Origin of the sequence: Dactylosporangium sp. McL0621 (assembly GCF_049995355.1) — a bacterium.
GTDB lineage: Bacteria > Actinomycetota > Actinomycetes > Mycobacteriales > Micromonosporaceae > Dactylosporangium.
This window is the reverse complement of the sequence record NZ_CP188259.1, coordinates 8,710,259-8,723,563: the sequence shown is the minus strand read 5'-3', so window position 1 is coordinate 8,723,563 and position 13,305 is coordinate 8,710,259. Positions and strand designations below refer to the sequence as shown.

Below are 13,305 nucleotides of genomic sequence, written 5' to 3'. Positions count from 1 at the left end.
GCAGTAGTGCACGGGTTCAGCCTTCCGCCCTCTGCCGCAGATACGCCGCGGCCAGCTCGCGAAGGCGGGCCCGGTCGAAGCTGGGCCCGTGGCCGGGGTGGACGACGGACACGTCGAGGCCGGCGAGGAGCTCCATGCTGCGCCGGTAGGCGGCTACGTCGGAGTTCGGCAGGTCGTCGATCAGGCCACCGTCGTAGACGACGTCGCCGGAGTACAGGGTCCCGGTCCGCTCCTCCAGCAGGGCGATGCTGCCCGGCGTGTGGCCGGGAAGGTGCAGCACCGTCAGTACCCGCCCACCCAGGTCGATACGGTCACCGTCGCCGAGCGTGCGGTGCAGGGTCTCGGCCTGCGTGTACCAGTCGACCATGCGAGCAAGTCTGCCAGCGGCGATGCCGTTCCGGCCTTTACGCCCTACCGGCCCGGTCTCCCATCGGTCCTGTGCACCTTCACGTGATCCGGGCTAGGAGACCTCCGCGCCCAGGTAGGCCAGGACGGCCCGCACGCGGCGGTGGGCGTCGTCCGCCGGCGGCAGGGACAGCTTCGCGAAGATGTTCGTGATGTGCTTCTCCACCGACACCGGGGCCAGGACCAGGGCGGCGCAGATCGCCGAGTTCGACAGGCCCTGCGCCATCAGGGCCAGCACCTCCCGCTCCCGCGGGGTCAGTGCGCCCACGCCCGCGTTGCGGTCGTTGCGCGCGAACAGCTGCCGTACGACCTCCGGGTCCATCGCGGTGCCGCCCGACGCCACGCGTTCGATCGCGTCGAGGAAGTCGTCCAGGGCGGTGACGCGGTCCTTCAGCAGGTAGCCGACGCCGCCGCGGCCGTCGGCGAGCAGGTCGGCGGCGTAGGCGCGCTCGACGTACTGCGACAGGATCAGCACCCGGGCTTGCGGGTCGGCGGCGCGGATCTCCAGCGCGGCGCGCAGGCCCTCGTCGCGGAAGCCCGGCGGCAGGCGTACGTCCACGATGGACAGGTCCGGGGCGTGCCCGGCCACGGCGGCGAGCAGCGAGGGGGCGTCAGCGACGGCGGCCAGCACCTCGTGGCCGGTGTCGGTGAGCAGGCGCACGAGGCCGTCGCGCAGGAGGAGCAGGTCCTCGGCGATCACGATGCGCATGGCAGCTCCGCTCGCAGCAGGGTCGGACCGCCCGGCGGGCTGTCCACGGTGAGGGTGCCGTCCAGCGCCTCGACCCGCCGCCGCAGGCCGTCCAGGCCCGCGCCGGCCGGGTCGGCGCCCCCGCGGCCGTCGTCCTCGACGACGATGCGGACCCCGGCGGCGGTACGGCGGAGCTCGAGCACGCATGCCCCCGCGCCCGAGTGCTTGGCCGCGTTGGCGAGGCCCTCGGCGGCGACGAAGTACGCCGCCGACTCGACCGCGGCCGGGAACCGCAGCGCCGGGTCGCCGCGCACGACGACCGGCAGGGGGCTGTCCCCGGCCAGCGCGGCCAGGGCGGCGTGCAGGCCGCGGTCGGTGAGGATCGGCGGGTGGATGCCGCGCACGAGGCGGCGCAGTTCGGCGAGGGCCTCGTCGAGCTGCCGGCGCGCGGTGTCGACGTCGCTCAGGACCACCGACGACGAGTCCACGCCGCGCAGCTTGCGCGCGGCCAGCGCCAGCGTCATCCCCGCCGCCACGATCCGGGCCTGCGCGCCGTCGTGCAGGTCGCGCTCGATGCGCCGCAGCTCGGCCGCCTGCGCGTCCACCACCCGGGCGCGGGTGCGGGCCAGCCGCTCGGTCTCCTCGACCAGGCGGCGGTGCTCGCCGGGGGCCAGCAGCGCCCGGGCGACCGAGACCTCCAGCCGGGCCAGCCGGCGCACGAGCCAGGCGGCCAGCGGCAGTAGGGCCAGTCCCAGCGGTACCAGCAGCAGCCGCCCGCCGCCCGTGGTCATCAGCGGCTTCACCGGGAAGGGCGCGCGGGGGTTCGGTACCGCCCACGCCCACGCCGGCGCGGTGGCCATCCCCACGGTGACCGCGGTGACGACGATCCCGGCCACCCCCAGGCCGATGCCGAGCGGGAAGAGCAGCACCAGCCAGGCCAGGTCGCGCCAGGTGGCCGGCTGGGCCCCGACCGCGGCGACCCGGCGGCGGAGCGTGCCGGCGGGGGCGGGCACGTACGGCGGGTCGATCGGCCGGCCCAGCACCCACGCCGCCCGGTGCCGCTCGGCCCAGGCCAGCCGCCGGGTGACCCAGGCCGCGCCGAGGAACGCGGGGCCGCCGAGCTGGGTGACGCCGAGCACCGCCACGGCGGCGACGGCGGCGATGCTCCACAGCAGCCCGGCCGGGCCGGCGGCGACCCCGGCGGCCAGGTACCCCAGCGCCGCCCCCGTCCGTCTCACGACGATCAGCGTACGCATCGGATGGCGGCCGCCGCGCCCGCCAGCAGGCCGAGCCCTGCGGTGCCGCCCAGCAGGGCCGCGTAGGTGGCCGGGTCGACGAGGACCCGGAGGGTACCGTCCTGGGCCAGGCTGAACGCGCCGACGACCACCGCCGTCACCGCCGCGCCGAGCAGCGCCCCGACCGTCACCGCGATCGCCGCCTCGCCGGTCACCAGCCGCCGCACCTGGGCGACGGTGGCGCCGGCCAGGCGCAGGCTCGCGTACTCCGGCCGCCGCCCGGCGGTGGCGATCGCGAACGTGTTGACGACGGCGATCGCGGTGAAGCCCAGCGACACGGCGACCATCAGCTCCCAGGCGCCCTGCTGCTCGGGCGCGTCCGGGGCCGCGGGCGGCAGCGCCGAGCCGGCGAACCGGCCGGGGGCGCTCGTGCGCAGCGCCAGCGTGGCGACGAGGCCCCGCGGGTCGTGCGCGCCGACCAGGACGGCCGGGAGCACCAGGTCGCCGAAGCCGTGGGAGCGGTCGTAGGTCGCGGTCAGCGGCAGCTCGGTGCGGAAGCCGTCGGCCAGCCACACCGGCACCCGGTCGCCGACGCGCAGGCCCTCCTGCCGGGCCAGGAACGTGCTCACGGCCAGGCCGTCGGCGGTGAGCGCGCCCGAGCGGACGCCGAGGTCCAGGGCGGGCGCCCCGGTGGCCAGCAGGCCCTGCGCCGCGTAGTCCTCGGGCTTGCCGGCGCGCACGAGCACGGCCCGCGTGGGGATGGTCGCGGCCGCACCGGAGACGTCCGCGGCGGTGGCGAGCTTTGCGGCGGTACCGAGGGGAAGCCCCGCCCCCACGTCGAGCCGGACGTCGGCCGGGGCCGTGCGGGCCGCCTGCTCCGCCGCCGCCAGGTCGCCGAGCAGGGCGCTGTTGAGCAGCATCGTGGCGTTGACGGCGAACATCAGCACGAGGGGCACGGCGACGGCGGCGATCCGGCGGTGCTCGGCCCGGGCGATCAGCCCGGCCAGCCGGCCCATGGCCCCGGGCGCCAGCCGGCCGACGACGGCGGTCAGGCCGCGCACCAGCGGCGGCCCGCTCGCGGCCACCGCGCACAGCAGCAGCGCGCAGGACACGAAGCTCATGCCCATGCCGAGGGGCCCGTCCAGGGGCACGACCGCGAGCACGGTGACGGCCCCGGCCGCGGTGAGCACGGACAGCGCCACCCGCAGCGCGCCGGCGCCGCGGGGCGCCACCGCCGTCTCCGCGAGGGCCTGCGTCGGGGCGATCCGCACGGCGCGGCGGGCGGCGATGCGCGCGGCCAGCACGGTGAGCAGGACCCCGGCGGCCGCCGCGGCCAGCGCCACGCCCACGTTGGCGCGGACCTCGAACTGCGCGGGCACCACCCGCAGGTCCCGGAAGCGGCGGGCGATGAGGCCCGCGACGGCGACCCCGAGCGGCACCCCCGGCACCGCCGCCAGCGCGGCCAGGGCGGCCGCCTCGGCGCCGAGCAGCCGGCGCAGCGCGCGCGGGGTGGCCCCGATCGTGCGCAGCAGCGCGAGCTCGCGCAGCCGCTGCCGCACGCCGAGCGCGACGGTGCCGACGAGCACGAACACGGCGGCGAAGCCGGTGATGCCGATGACGAAGCCGAAGATCGAGATCGGCGCGACGTAGTCGGGCAGCGCGCCGGGCAGGTCGGCGCGGACCCGGTCGGCGCCGGTGCGCACGGCGGCGCCGGTGAGCGGGGCGGCCGCGCGGGCGAAGGCGGCCGGGTCGGCGGTGTGCACCGCGATCGCCGTCGGGCCCGCCAGGCCGGAGAGGGCGGCCACGTCGGCGTCGGCGACGAAGAGGGCGCCCTGGGCCGGCAGCGCCTCCCGGGTGACGCCGGAGATGTGCAGGGTCCGGGTGCCGGTGCGGGTGGTGACCTCGACGGCGCCGCCGGGGGCGAGGTGGACCCGCTCGGCGAGGTCGGCGTCGACGACGGCCAGCCCGGGGCCGGGCGGCGAACCGGACCGCAGCGTGAACGGCGTCAGCGCGGCCGAGCCCCAGCCGTGCCCGACGACTGGCGCGTGGTCCGCCCCGCGGACCGACCGGCCGCCGGCGGTGAGCTCCACCGCGAACGCGTAGTCGGCGACCGCCCCGTCCACGCCCGGCAGCGCGGCCAGCCGCGCGGTCAGCTCGGGCGGCAGCGTGCCGGCCCCGGTGAGCCGCTCGCTCTTCGTCTTCGTCTTGGTCTTGCCCTGCTTCTTGTCGGTCACGGTGGTCGCGGTGACCTCCCGCGCCCCGGCGACGACCGCGTCGGCCGCGGCGAAGCGGTCGGCCGGCGGCCGCGCGGTCAGCACCGAGAACAGCAGCAGCCCGCCGGCGGCGAGGAGCGCGACCGCGAGCACCGCGGCCAGGAACGTGCCGGCGTAGGCGCCGCGGTGGCGGCGCAGGCCGGCGAGGGCCAGGCGCATCATCGGGCGCTCACCGCCGTCATGCGGCTCGCGACGGCCTCGGCGGTCGGCGCGGTGAGCTCGTCGACGACGCGCCCGTCGGCCAGGAAGACGACCCGGTCGGCCCACGCGGCCGCGGCCGGGTCGTGGGTGACCATGACGACGGCCGTACCGGTGCGGTCGACCGCCTCGCGCAGCAGCCCGAGCACCTCGCGGCCGGTGGCGATGTCCAGGGCCCCGGTCGGCTCGTCGGCGAAGATCACCTCGGGCCGTCCGGCGAGCGCCCGCGCCAGCGCGACCCGCTGCCGCTGCCCGCCGGACAGCTGGGCGGGCCGGTCGTGCTCCCGCCCGCCCAGGCCGACCCGCCGGATCACCTCGCGGGCCCGGTCCCGGTCGGGGCGGACCTTGGCGAGCCGCTGCGGCAGCAGCACGTTGTGCCACACCGAGAGCGAGTCGATGAGGTTGTACGTCTGGAAGACGAACCCGACCCGCCGGCGCCGCGCCTCCGTCAGCCGCGGCTCCCGCAGCCGCGCGATGTCGTCCCCGGCGAGGCGGACCCGCCCCGAGTCGGCCCGGTCGAGCCCGGCCGCGCAGTGCAGCAGCGTGGTCTTGCCCGACCCGGACGGGCCCATCACGGCGCAGAAGCCGCCCCGGGCGAAGCTGACGGAAACGTCGTCCAGCGCCCGCACCCCAGCGCCCGGATAGGTCTTGACGAGGTTGTGCACCTCGACGACCGGTGTGTTCTCCATGCGGTACAGCCTCGGAAAATCCGGCGCCCGGCAACACATGGCGCCCCTGGATCTTCGGGGTAGGGCCAGCCCTACTCCGGCGTGTAGAGCAGCTCGTAGGTGCGCTCGGCGAAGCACCAGCCTTCCCCGGTGCGCTCGTAGCGGTCGTGGAACACGCCGTAGTTGATGTGCAGCGTGCCGTCGCGGAAGCGGCCGATCTCGTGGACGTACGCCCGGCCCGTGGCCCGGTCCCCGTCCAGCGCGATGGTGCCGGGGTGGGTGGTCTGGATCAGGAAGTCCCACGCGGTGCGCAGGCGCTGCAGGCCCTCCACGATCTCGGTGCGGCTGGTGAACTCGATGTTGGCGGCCGGGATGCGCCAGGCGGCGTCCGCGGTGAACAGCGCGGCCACGCGGTCGTACTCGCCCTGCATGGCGGCGTCGGCGAACTCGCCGCGCAGGGACTCGATCTCGAAGCGGTCGGTCACGGCGATCTCCTCAGAAACGGGCCACGGCGACGAACGCCGCCACGGCGAGGTACACGACGGTGGCCGCCACGGCGCGGGACTCGCCGCGGCGCTGGTGCACGACGGCGGCGCCGGCCATGAGCAGGGCCAGGCCGGTCGCGGCGAGCGGGGTCAGGACCTCGGCGACGTGCAGCAGCCGGGGCAGGATCAGCCCGGCGGCGGCGAGGACCTCGGCGACGCCGATGGCCTTCACCGCGGCCGGGGAGAACGACTCGGCCCAGGCGTTGCCCTTGGCCACGAGTTTCGACTTGGGCCACGCGAGCTTGACCAGGCCGCTGGCCAGGAAGGCGGCGGCGAGCAGGGAAGCGACGATCCACAGCGCTACGTTCATGCCGCGTCCGACGATGCAGGGGACGGAAATGTCAGGCTGACATTCCGGGGCCGTGTTTCGTCGAATGCGGTGGAGGTGGGTTGGGATGCAGGAACGGCGGCAGCTGTTGAACATCGCGTACCGGCTCCTCGGGTCGCTGGCCGACGCCGAGGACGTGGTGCAGGAGGCGTACGCGCGCTGGTACGCGCTCCCGCCGGGGCAGCGCGACGAGGTTGCGGCCCCCGCGGCCTGGCTCACGACGGTCACCAGCCGGATCTGCCTCGACCTGCTCGGGTCGGCCCGGGTGCGGCGGGAGCGCTACGTGGGGGAGTGGATCCCCGAGCCGCTGCCGCAGGCGGCCGGCGGGAGCGGCAGCGTCGCCGATCCCGCGGACCGCGTCACCCTCGACGAGTCGGTCGGCATGGCGTTCCTCGTGGTGCTGGAGAACATGACGCCGGCCGAGCGGGTCGCGTTCGTGCTGCACGACGTCTTCCGCTACTCCTTCGCCGAGGTCGGCGAGATCGTCGGGCGCTCGCCCGGCGCCTGCCGGCAGCTGGCCTCCTCGGCCCGCAAGCGCATCCGGAAGGCGCGGGTCGAGCGTGGCGCGGCGCGGCGGCAGGCCGAGGTGGTGCGGGCGTTCGCGCGGGCCTGGGCGGCCAAGGACATCGAGGCGCTGATCGGCGTGCTCGACCCGGACGCCACCGCGGTCTCCGACGGCGGCGGCCTCGTCCCGGCCACGCTCGAGCCGATCGCCGGCGCGGAGCAGATCGCGCAGGGGCTCGTGCGCATCATGGCCCTGGCGCCGGACGGCATGGTGGTGCTGGAGCGGATGGTCAACGGGCAGCCGGGCGTCGTCACCGAGGTCGACGGGGTCACGTCCACGGTCATGGCGTTCGAGGTCACCGGGGACCGGATCACCCGGATGTGGGCGGTGCGCAACCCCGAGAAGCTGCGGACCTGGACGAACGGCTGATCCGGGCCGGTTGCGCCGGGATGTTGTACTGGGCGCCATGACGTGGGCCCGGCCGACCGGCATCGGCTTCCTGGCGGTGGCGGCGCTGTTCGGCATCGGCGTGCGGGTCGAGATCGGCCACGAGCCGACCAGCTGGCTGCTGGTGACCGTCTACGCGGTGCTCGGCGCCGTCGCGGCCCTCGCCGGCGCCGGGCTCATGGTGCTGGGGAACCGGCGCTGACGAACGGGGACCCGGACGCGGCCGTGCGCCGCAGCGCGCCCGCCGGGTCGAGGTAGGCGGCGGCGACGAGGGCGATCCACTGGTACACGGCGTCCTCGTTGTCGGCGAGGGGCCCGGGCACGTAGTGCGGCGAGGACAGCCCGCGCTGCACCGACTCGCAGGCGGCCCAGTCCTGCCGGTTGGTGAGGTCCCAGAAGTCGACCGCGTACGCCGGGTCGTCGATGCCGTCCGGGAAGTACCAGCTGCACTCGATCTCGGTGTGCCCGGGCGCGAGCGGCGTGAGCCGGTGCGTCATCACGTAGTCGGGGTGCGCGGAGATCAGCAGGTTGGGGAAGAGCGCGACGTACAGGATGGTCCGCCGGGGCGCGCCGTCGATCCACACGCCGGCACCGCGGCCGTCGAAGGACATGGTCTCGGCGTGCTCGCGCAGGTCCATGCTGCCGCCGACCCACGCGCCCGGGAGCGTCCAGTTGTCGCCCGACGTGGGCGGGGAGACGCGGCACAGCTCCGGGTGGATGAGCGGGCAGTGGTAGCACTCCTGGTAGTTCTCGACGATCGCCTTCCAGTTCGCGGCGACCGGGTAGATGTGCCGGGCGCCCAGCCGCAGCGTCTCCATCCGGTACGGCGCGAGCAGCCCGTCCAGCGCGCCGGTGTACTCGGCCACCGGCGGCGCCGGGGTGCCCGCGTTCACCAGCAGCCAGCCGTGCCAGACGGCGAGGGGCAGCTCGAGCAGGCCCAGCGCGGCCGCGTCGAAGGACGCGACGCTGGCCATGTGCGGGGCGGTGGCGAGCGAGCCGTCGAGGCGGTACGCCCAGCCGTGGTACGGGCACACCGCCGACGCCCGGTCGGCCGTCTCGCCGTCGCCGAGCAGCTCGTGGCCGCGGTGCCGGCACACGTTCGCGAACGCCCGCGGTTGCGGGCCGAACGTCAGCAGCACCCCCACGTCGCCCGCGGTCACGGCGCGCTGGTTGCAGCCCTCGGACAGCTCGTCGAGGCGGCCCAGGCACGTCCACGCGCCGGCGAACAGGTGCCGGCGCTCCCATGCGAGCACGGCCGGGTCGGTGTACGCGGCGGCCGGCAGGGTCCGGGAGGATCCGAACGGGCGCAGCGCCGGCTCGATCCCGGCCGGGTCGAGCGGCGCCGCGGGCAGTTCCGTCATACGCTAAGCCTCGCTCAGCGCCACCCTCGTGTAAATGCGGCGGAGGGGGCCGGGGGAGTACCAGTTGAGCCGCCCGAGCGCCCGCAGGATCGCCGGGACCAGGATGCCGCGGATCAGCGTCGCGTCCACGATGATCGCCAGGCCGCAGCCGATGCCGAACATCTGCAGGAAGCTCACGGTGCTGGTGCCGAAGGCGAAGAAGCTGACCGCCAGCAGCGCGGCCGCGGCCGACACGATCCGCCCGGTGCGCGCCAGCCCCGCGCGCACCGCGTCCGGCGTCGACCGGCCGCGCGCGTGCAGCTCGGCGATGCGGCCGATGAGGAACACCTCGTAGTCCATCGACAGGCCGAAGACGATGCAGAACATGAGCACCGTCATCGCGGTGTCCATGGGCCGGGGCGTGAAGTCCAGCCACGACGCCAGGTGCCCGTCCTGGAAGATCCAGGTGAGCACGCCCATCGTCGCCGACAGGCCGAGGACGTTGAGCACGAGCGCGCGCAGCGGCTGCACGACGCTGCCGGTGAACAGGAACAGCAGCGCGAACGTGGCCAGCACGACGACCGCGATGCCCAGCGGCAGCCGGGAGCCGATCGCGTGCGTGGTGTCGACGAGCCGGGCGTCGGTGCCGCCGACGTACGCGGTGACCGGCGCGGGTGTGTCCCGTACCGCGCGCACGAGGGCCCCGGCGTCGCCGGACTTGGCGGCCAGCCTGGTGTCGAGCACCAGCCGCTCCCCGTCGCCCCGGCTCAGCGCCGGGTTGCCGTCGCCGACCCGGGCCCCGCCCGCAAAAGTGCCCGCGCCGCTCGTCACCCGCCCGGCGTGCGCCAGCGCGGACAGCCGGGCCGCGTAGCCGGCCACCGCGTCGCGCGCGACGGCCCCGTCGAGCACCACGTCGACGCTCGCCTGCTGGTTGCTGGCGAACCCGGTGGCGAGCCGGTCGGCGACCAGCCGCCCGTCGCTGCCGGGGCGCAGCACGCCCTCGTCGGGGGTGCCGAAGGAGACGTGCAGCAGCGGGCTCGCGGCGACGAGCAGGCCCAGGACGACCGGGAGGGCGGCGAGGGCGGGGCGGCGCATCACCGCATCGGCGAGCCGGCCCCAGAACCGGGAGTCGGCGGTACCCGTACCGCGCCGCCGCCTCTTCAGCCGGGGCCCGAGCACGGCCAGGAGCGCGGGCAGGACCACGAGGGCGCCGACGGCGGCGATGGCGACGACGCCGATCCCCGCGTAGGCGAAGGAGCGCAGGAAGTACAACGGAAACACCAGCAGCGCGGTGAGGGCGGTGGCGACGGTGGCCGCGGCGAAGAGGATGGTCCGTCCGGCCGTCGCGACCGTCCTCGCCAGCGCCTCCGCGACGGGGGTGTCGCCGTCCAGCTGTTCGCGGAAGCGGCTCACCATGAGCAGGGCGTAGTCGATGCCGAGCCCGAGCCCGAGCGCGGTGGTGAGGTTGACGGCGAAGACCGACACGTCGGTGACGGCGGACAGGGCGGACAGCTCGGCGAAGGTGCCGACGATGGCGACGCCGCCCACGGCCAGGGGCAGCAGGGCGGAGACCACGGAGCCGAAGACGAGGATGAGCAGCAAGAGCGTCAGCGGTACCGCGATCGCCTCGGCGATCGCCAGGCTGCGCGCGACCTGGGCGTTGACGTCCACGTTTACCGCGGCCTCTCCGCCGGCCCGCACCGGGCCGCCGGCCGCGTACCGGTCGATGAGCGCCCGGGTCCGCTCGCGCCGCTCGTTCTCGTCGCCGTCGACGTGCGCGAGGACCATCGCGTCGGCGCCGTCGGCGGAGCGCAGCTCGGGGACGCCGGTCGTCCAGTAGGAGACCACGTCGCGCACGCCCGGCTCGCGGCTCAGGCTGTCGGTGAGCTCCCGGCCGGTCCGCTCGTCGGCGGTGGGCACGAGCAGCACGAGGTTGGGCCGCCCGCCGAACTTGTCGTCGATGATCCGCTGTGCCTTCGACGAGTCCGAGGCCGGGTCGTCGAAGCCGCCGCCCTGCAGCCGCCCGAACGCGCCGGCCCCGGCCACCCCGGCGGCGACCAGCAGCAACAGCGAGACGACGAGGACGATCCGCGCGCGGCGATGGATGAAAGTGGCGTACCGGTGCAACATCTGCTCTCCCCCAAGGGATGTTGACGGCGTAAACTTAACGGTGTCAACATTGCACATGGTGTTAACGGTGTCAACATCCGGCAGGATGAAGGGGTGCCCACCAGCAGAGTCAGTCGCCACTCGTACCACCACGGCGACCTCGCGAACGCGCTGACCGGCGCGGCGCTGGAGCTCGCCCGCACGGGCGGCCCGGAGGCCGTGGTGCTGCGCGAGGCGGCCCGCCAGATCGGCGTGTCCGCCACCGCCGCCTACCGGCACTTCAGCTCGCGCGAGGCCCTGATGCACGCGGTGAAGGACTGCGCGCTGGGCGAGATGGTCGAGCGGATGCAGCAGGAACTGGAGCGCGTGCCGGCCGGCGGCGACCCGGCGACGCGCCTGCGGGCCCGGCTGCGCGCGCTCGGGGCGGGCTACATCGGCTTCGCGCTGGAGAAACCCGGGCTGTTCCGCACCGCGTTCCAGCGCAACACCCCGATCACCGGCCAGCACGGCGCCGACCCGATGGAGACGGCGCCGTTCAAGATGGTGATCGCGATCCTCGACGACCTGGTCGAGCTGGGCCTGATCGAGCCCGACAAGCGGCCGTTCCTGGGGATGGCCGCGTGGGCGACCGTGCACGGGATGGCGGACCTGATCCTCGACGGCCCGATGCGGCACATGACGCCGGAGATCCAGCAGGCCGCGGTCGACCGCGCGCTGGACATGGTGGTGGACGGCATCACCGTGCGGTGAAGGCGTCCTAGTCGCTCAGCGGGCGGCGGCCGGCGAAGCCGAGGTCGACGCGGTGGTACCACGTCAGGTCCGGGTCCCCTTCCAGCCAGCACAGCAGCACGTCGGCGCCGTCGAGCTCGGCCGGGAAGTCCAGCAGCAGCGGGGCCAGGCCCTTCAGGTGCGCCCCGGTCTCCTGCACGGCCGTGATCAGCTCGTCGAGCAGCGCCTCGGCCGCCTTGAGCTCCGCCATGCCGCCCAGCGGCGTCGGCGAGCCGCCCGGGGCGAGGGCCGCGGCGAGCTCGGCGGCGTCGGCCCGGACGGCGACAAGCTGGTCGAGCGCCGGGCGGATCCGCGCCAGCTCCGCGCGGGCCTCCGCGACGGTGAACAGCACCATGGCGCACACCCTCCCACCACGGTCGCGCGGAGCCGCCACCGGGGCGGTCGGGTGCAGCGCGGTCGGCGGCCGGACGGGGCCCCCGCGCCCGGAGTAACCTCCGATCGTGGAGCTGATCGCGGCCTGGGAGGCGGGCACCGGCGCGGAACGCGAGCGCCTCGCCCCAGCCCTGGAGGCCGCGCTCGAAACCGCCGATCCGGCCGGCCGGTATGCGCTGGCCGAGCGGCTCGCCGAGCTCGACGACCACCGCCACGCGGCCGCCACCCACCTCGCGGCCGTCCTCGCCGCGCAGCGGCGCGCCCTGCCCGCCGAGCACCCCGACGTGCTCGAGACCCGCGCCGCCCTCGCCCACGCCGAGCGCGACCCGGCCGCGGCGGAGGCGGTGGCGACCGACGCCCTGCGCGCGGCCGGGCCCCGGCACGCCGCGACCGCCCACGCCCGGCTGCGCCTCGCCCAGGCGCACGAGCGGCGCGGGGACTTCGCGGCCGCCCGGCACCTGCTGCGCCGCGCGATCCCCGACGCGGTACGCGGGATCGGCCCCGACCACCGGCGCACCGCCGGGCTGCGGCTGACCCTGGCCGAGGTCTACGAGCGGGACACCATCCGGTACGCGAGCCTGCACCGCGGCGCGCTGCGGGCGTACCGGAGCCTGCTGGGGGCGCAGCGGCAGTACCACCGCACGATCGAGAGCCTCGAGCGCGTCCACGGGCCGGGCGCGCCGATCGTGCTGGCCACGCTCGAGCGGCTGGCCGACCTCTACGAGCGCACCGGCACGCTCGGGGTGGCGACCGCGCAGTACGAGGCCGCGCTGCAGTGGCACGAGATGCGGCACGGGCCGGACGCGCCGGAGACGCGCGCGGCGCGGGACACGCTCGCCCGGGTGTACCTGCGGGGGCGGCACCCCGAGCGCGCGGTGCCGCTGTACGAGCCGGTCCACCACGAGCACGAGCCGACCGAGAGTGAGCCCGACGAGGCCCTGGACGACCTCGCCGAGGCGCATCTGGCGGCCGGGGACGAGGCGGCGGCGCAGGAGGTGTACGAGCGGCTGTTCCTCCTCCTCGCCGAGCGCGACGGCCCCGACGCGCCCGAGACCGTGCGCTACCTGGCCGAGGTCGCGGAGGCCTTCGACGAGGCGGGCGCGCGGGCGGTCGCGGTCGGCTGGCACGAGCGGGTGGTCGCGGCCCTGACCCGCGCCGAGCCGCGCGACGAGGCCGCCCTGAGCCTGGCCCGCGGGCACCTCGCGGCGGCCCGGGACGGGGCGGGGCGGGCCTGACCGTCACCCGTTCGGGCGTCCCGGGTGCGACACGCCGACCGGCGGGCATCGTGCGGTACCGCAAGGTGGCCCGGCGGCGGCGGGCCTGAACCGCGGGGCTCGGCCCGGGGCCTGCCGGCGGCGGGCGCGATCCTTCCGGGCGAACGCGTCCGGGGCACACTTGTGGCA

Annotated in this window: 14 protein-coding genes; 4 read left to right on the top strand and 10 right to left on the bottom strand. The window is 75.9% G+C overall.

The features are described 5' to 3' along the window. Positions 1 to 16: 16 nt before the first annotated feature. The 7 genes from ACPPVO_RS41325 to ACPPVO_RS41295 form a co-directional block, all read right to left on the bottom strand. Complete coding sequence (locus ACPPVO_RS41325; RefSeq protein ID WP_426504027.1) at positions 17 to 367, bottom strand: MBL fold metallo-hydrolase; 351 nt, start codon at positions 365 to 367, stop codon at positions 17 to 19. Positions 368 to 460: 93 nt separating this feature from the next. Next, a complete protein-coding gene (locus ACPPVO_RS41320; protein ID WP_426504025.1) occupies positions 461 to 1,114 on the bottom strand; it encodes a LuxR C-terminal-related transcriptional regulator in 654 nt (217 codons plus the stop codon). Next, entirely contained in the window at positions 1,102 to 2,331 is a 1,230-nt protein-coding gene (locus ACPPVO_RS41315) for a sensor histidine kinase (RefSeq protein WP_426504024.1), read from the bottom strand. Before ACPPVO_RS41315 ends, ACPPVO_RS41320 begins: the two co-directional genes overlap by 13 nt. 5 nt (positions 2,332 to 2,336) lie before the next feature. Beyond that, complete coding sequence (locus ACPPVO_RS41310; protein WP_426504022.1) at positions 2,337 to 4,763, bottom strand: FtsX-like permease family protein; 2,427 nt, start codon at positions 4,761 to 4,763, stop codon at positions 2,337 to 2,339. Beyond that, entirely contained in the window at positions 4,760 to 5,488 is a 729-nt protein-coding gene (locus ACPPVO_RS41305) for an ABC transporter ATP-binding protein (protein ID WP_360371949.1), read from the bottom strand. The genes ACPPVO_RS41310 and ACPPVO_RS41305 overlap by 4 nt, the downstream gene beginning before the upstream one ends. Before the next feature lie 71 nt (positions 5,489 to 5,559). After that, positions 5,560 to 5,952: a nuclear transport factor 2 family protein gene (locus ACPPVO_RS41300; RefSeq protein ID WP_426504021.1), complete on the bottom strand. Its 393-nt coding sequence runs from the start codon at positions 5,950 to 5,952 to the stop codon at positions 5,560 to 5,562. Between the two features lie 10 nt (positions 5,953 to 5,962). Beyond that, entirely contained in the window at positions 5,963 to 6,322 is a 360-nt protein-coding gene (locus ACPPVO_RS41295; RefSeq protein WP_426504020.1) for a DoxX family protein, read from the bottom strand. 85 nt (positions 6,323 to 6,407) lie between these two features. Between ACPPVO_RS41295 and sigJ the strand changes: the two genes are divergently transcribed. Then, entirely contained in the window at positions 6,408 to 7,274 is an 867-nt protein-coding gene (sigJ, locus tag ACPPVO_RS41290; RefSeq protein ID WP_426504019.1) for an RNA polymerase sigma factor SigJ, read from the top strand. Between the two features lie 37 nt (positions 7,275 to 7,311). Continuing rightward, positions 7,312 to 7,494, top strand: a complete 183-nt coding sequence (locus tag ACPPVO_RS41285; RefSeq protein WP_360371961.1) for a hypothetical protein — start codon at positions 7,312 to 7,314, stop codon at positions 7,492 to 7,494. Here ACPPVO_RS41285 and ACPPVO_RS41280 read toward each other — a convergent pair. Further along, complete coding sequence (locus tag ACPPVO_RS41280; RefSeq protein ID WP_426504018.1) at positions 7,469 to 8,653, bottom strand: aromatic ring-hydroxylating oxygenase subunit alpha; 1,185 nt, start codon at positions 8,651 to 8,653, stop codon at positions 7,469 to 7,471. The genes ACPPVO_RS41285 and ACPPVO_RS41280 overlap by 26 nt on opposite strands. A gap of 3 nt (positions 8,654 to 8,656) precedes the next feature. Next, positions 8,657 to 10,762, bottom strand: a complete 2,106-nt coding sequence (locus ACPPVO_RS41275; protein ID WP_426504017.1) for an MMPL family transporter — start codon at positions 10,760 to 10,762, stop codon at positions 8,657 to 8,659. A gap of 93 nt (positions 10,763 to 10,855) precedes the next feature. On the opposite strand from ACPPVO_RS41275, the gene ACPPVO_RS41270 reads away from it, so the two are divergent. Next, positions 10,856 to 11,491, top strand: a complete 636-nt coding sequence (locus tag ACPPVO_RS41270; RefSeq protein WP_426504016.1) for a TetR/AcrR family transcriptional regulator — start codon at positions 10,856 to 10,858, stop codon at positions 11,489 to 11,491. A gap of 7 nt (positions 11,492 to 11,498) precedes the next feature. On the opposite strand, the gene ACPPVO_RS41265 is transcribed toward ACPPVO_RS41270, so the two are convergent. Then, complete coding sequence (locus ACPPVO_RS41265; RefSeq protein WP_426504015.1) at positions 11,499 to 11,864, bottom strand: DUF2203 domain-containing protein; 366 nt, start codon at positions 11,862 to 11,864, stop codon at positions 11,499 to 11,501. Between the two features lie 106 nt (positions 11,865 to 11,970). On the opposite strand from ACPPVO_RS41265, the gene ACPPVO_RS41260 reads away from it, so the two are divergent. After that, entirely contained in the window at positions 11,971 to 13,137 is a 1,167-nt protein-coding gene (locus ACPPVO_RS41260; protein WP_426504014.1) for a tetratricopeptide repeat protein, read from the top strand. Positions 13,138 to 13,305 lie beyond the last annotated feature (168 nt).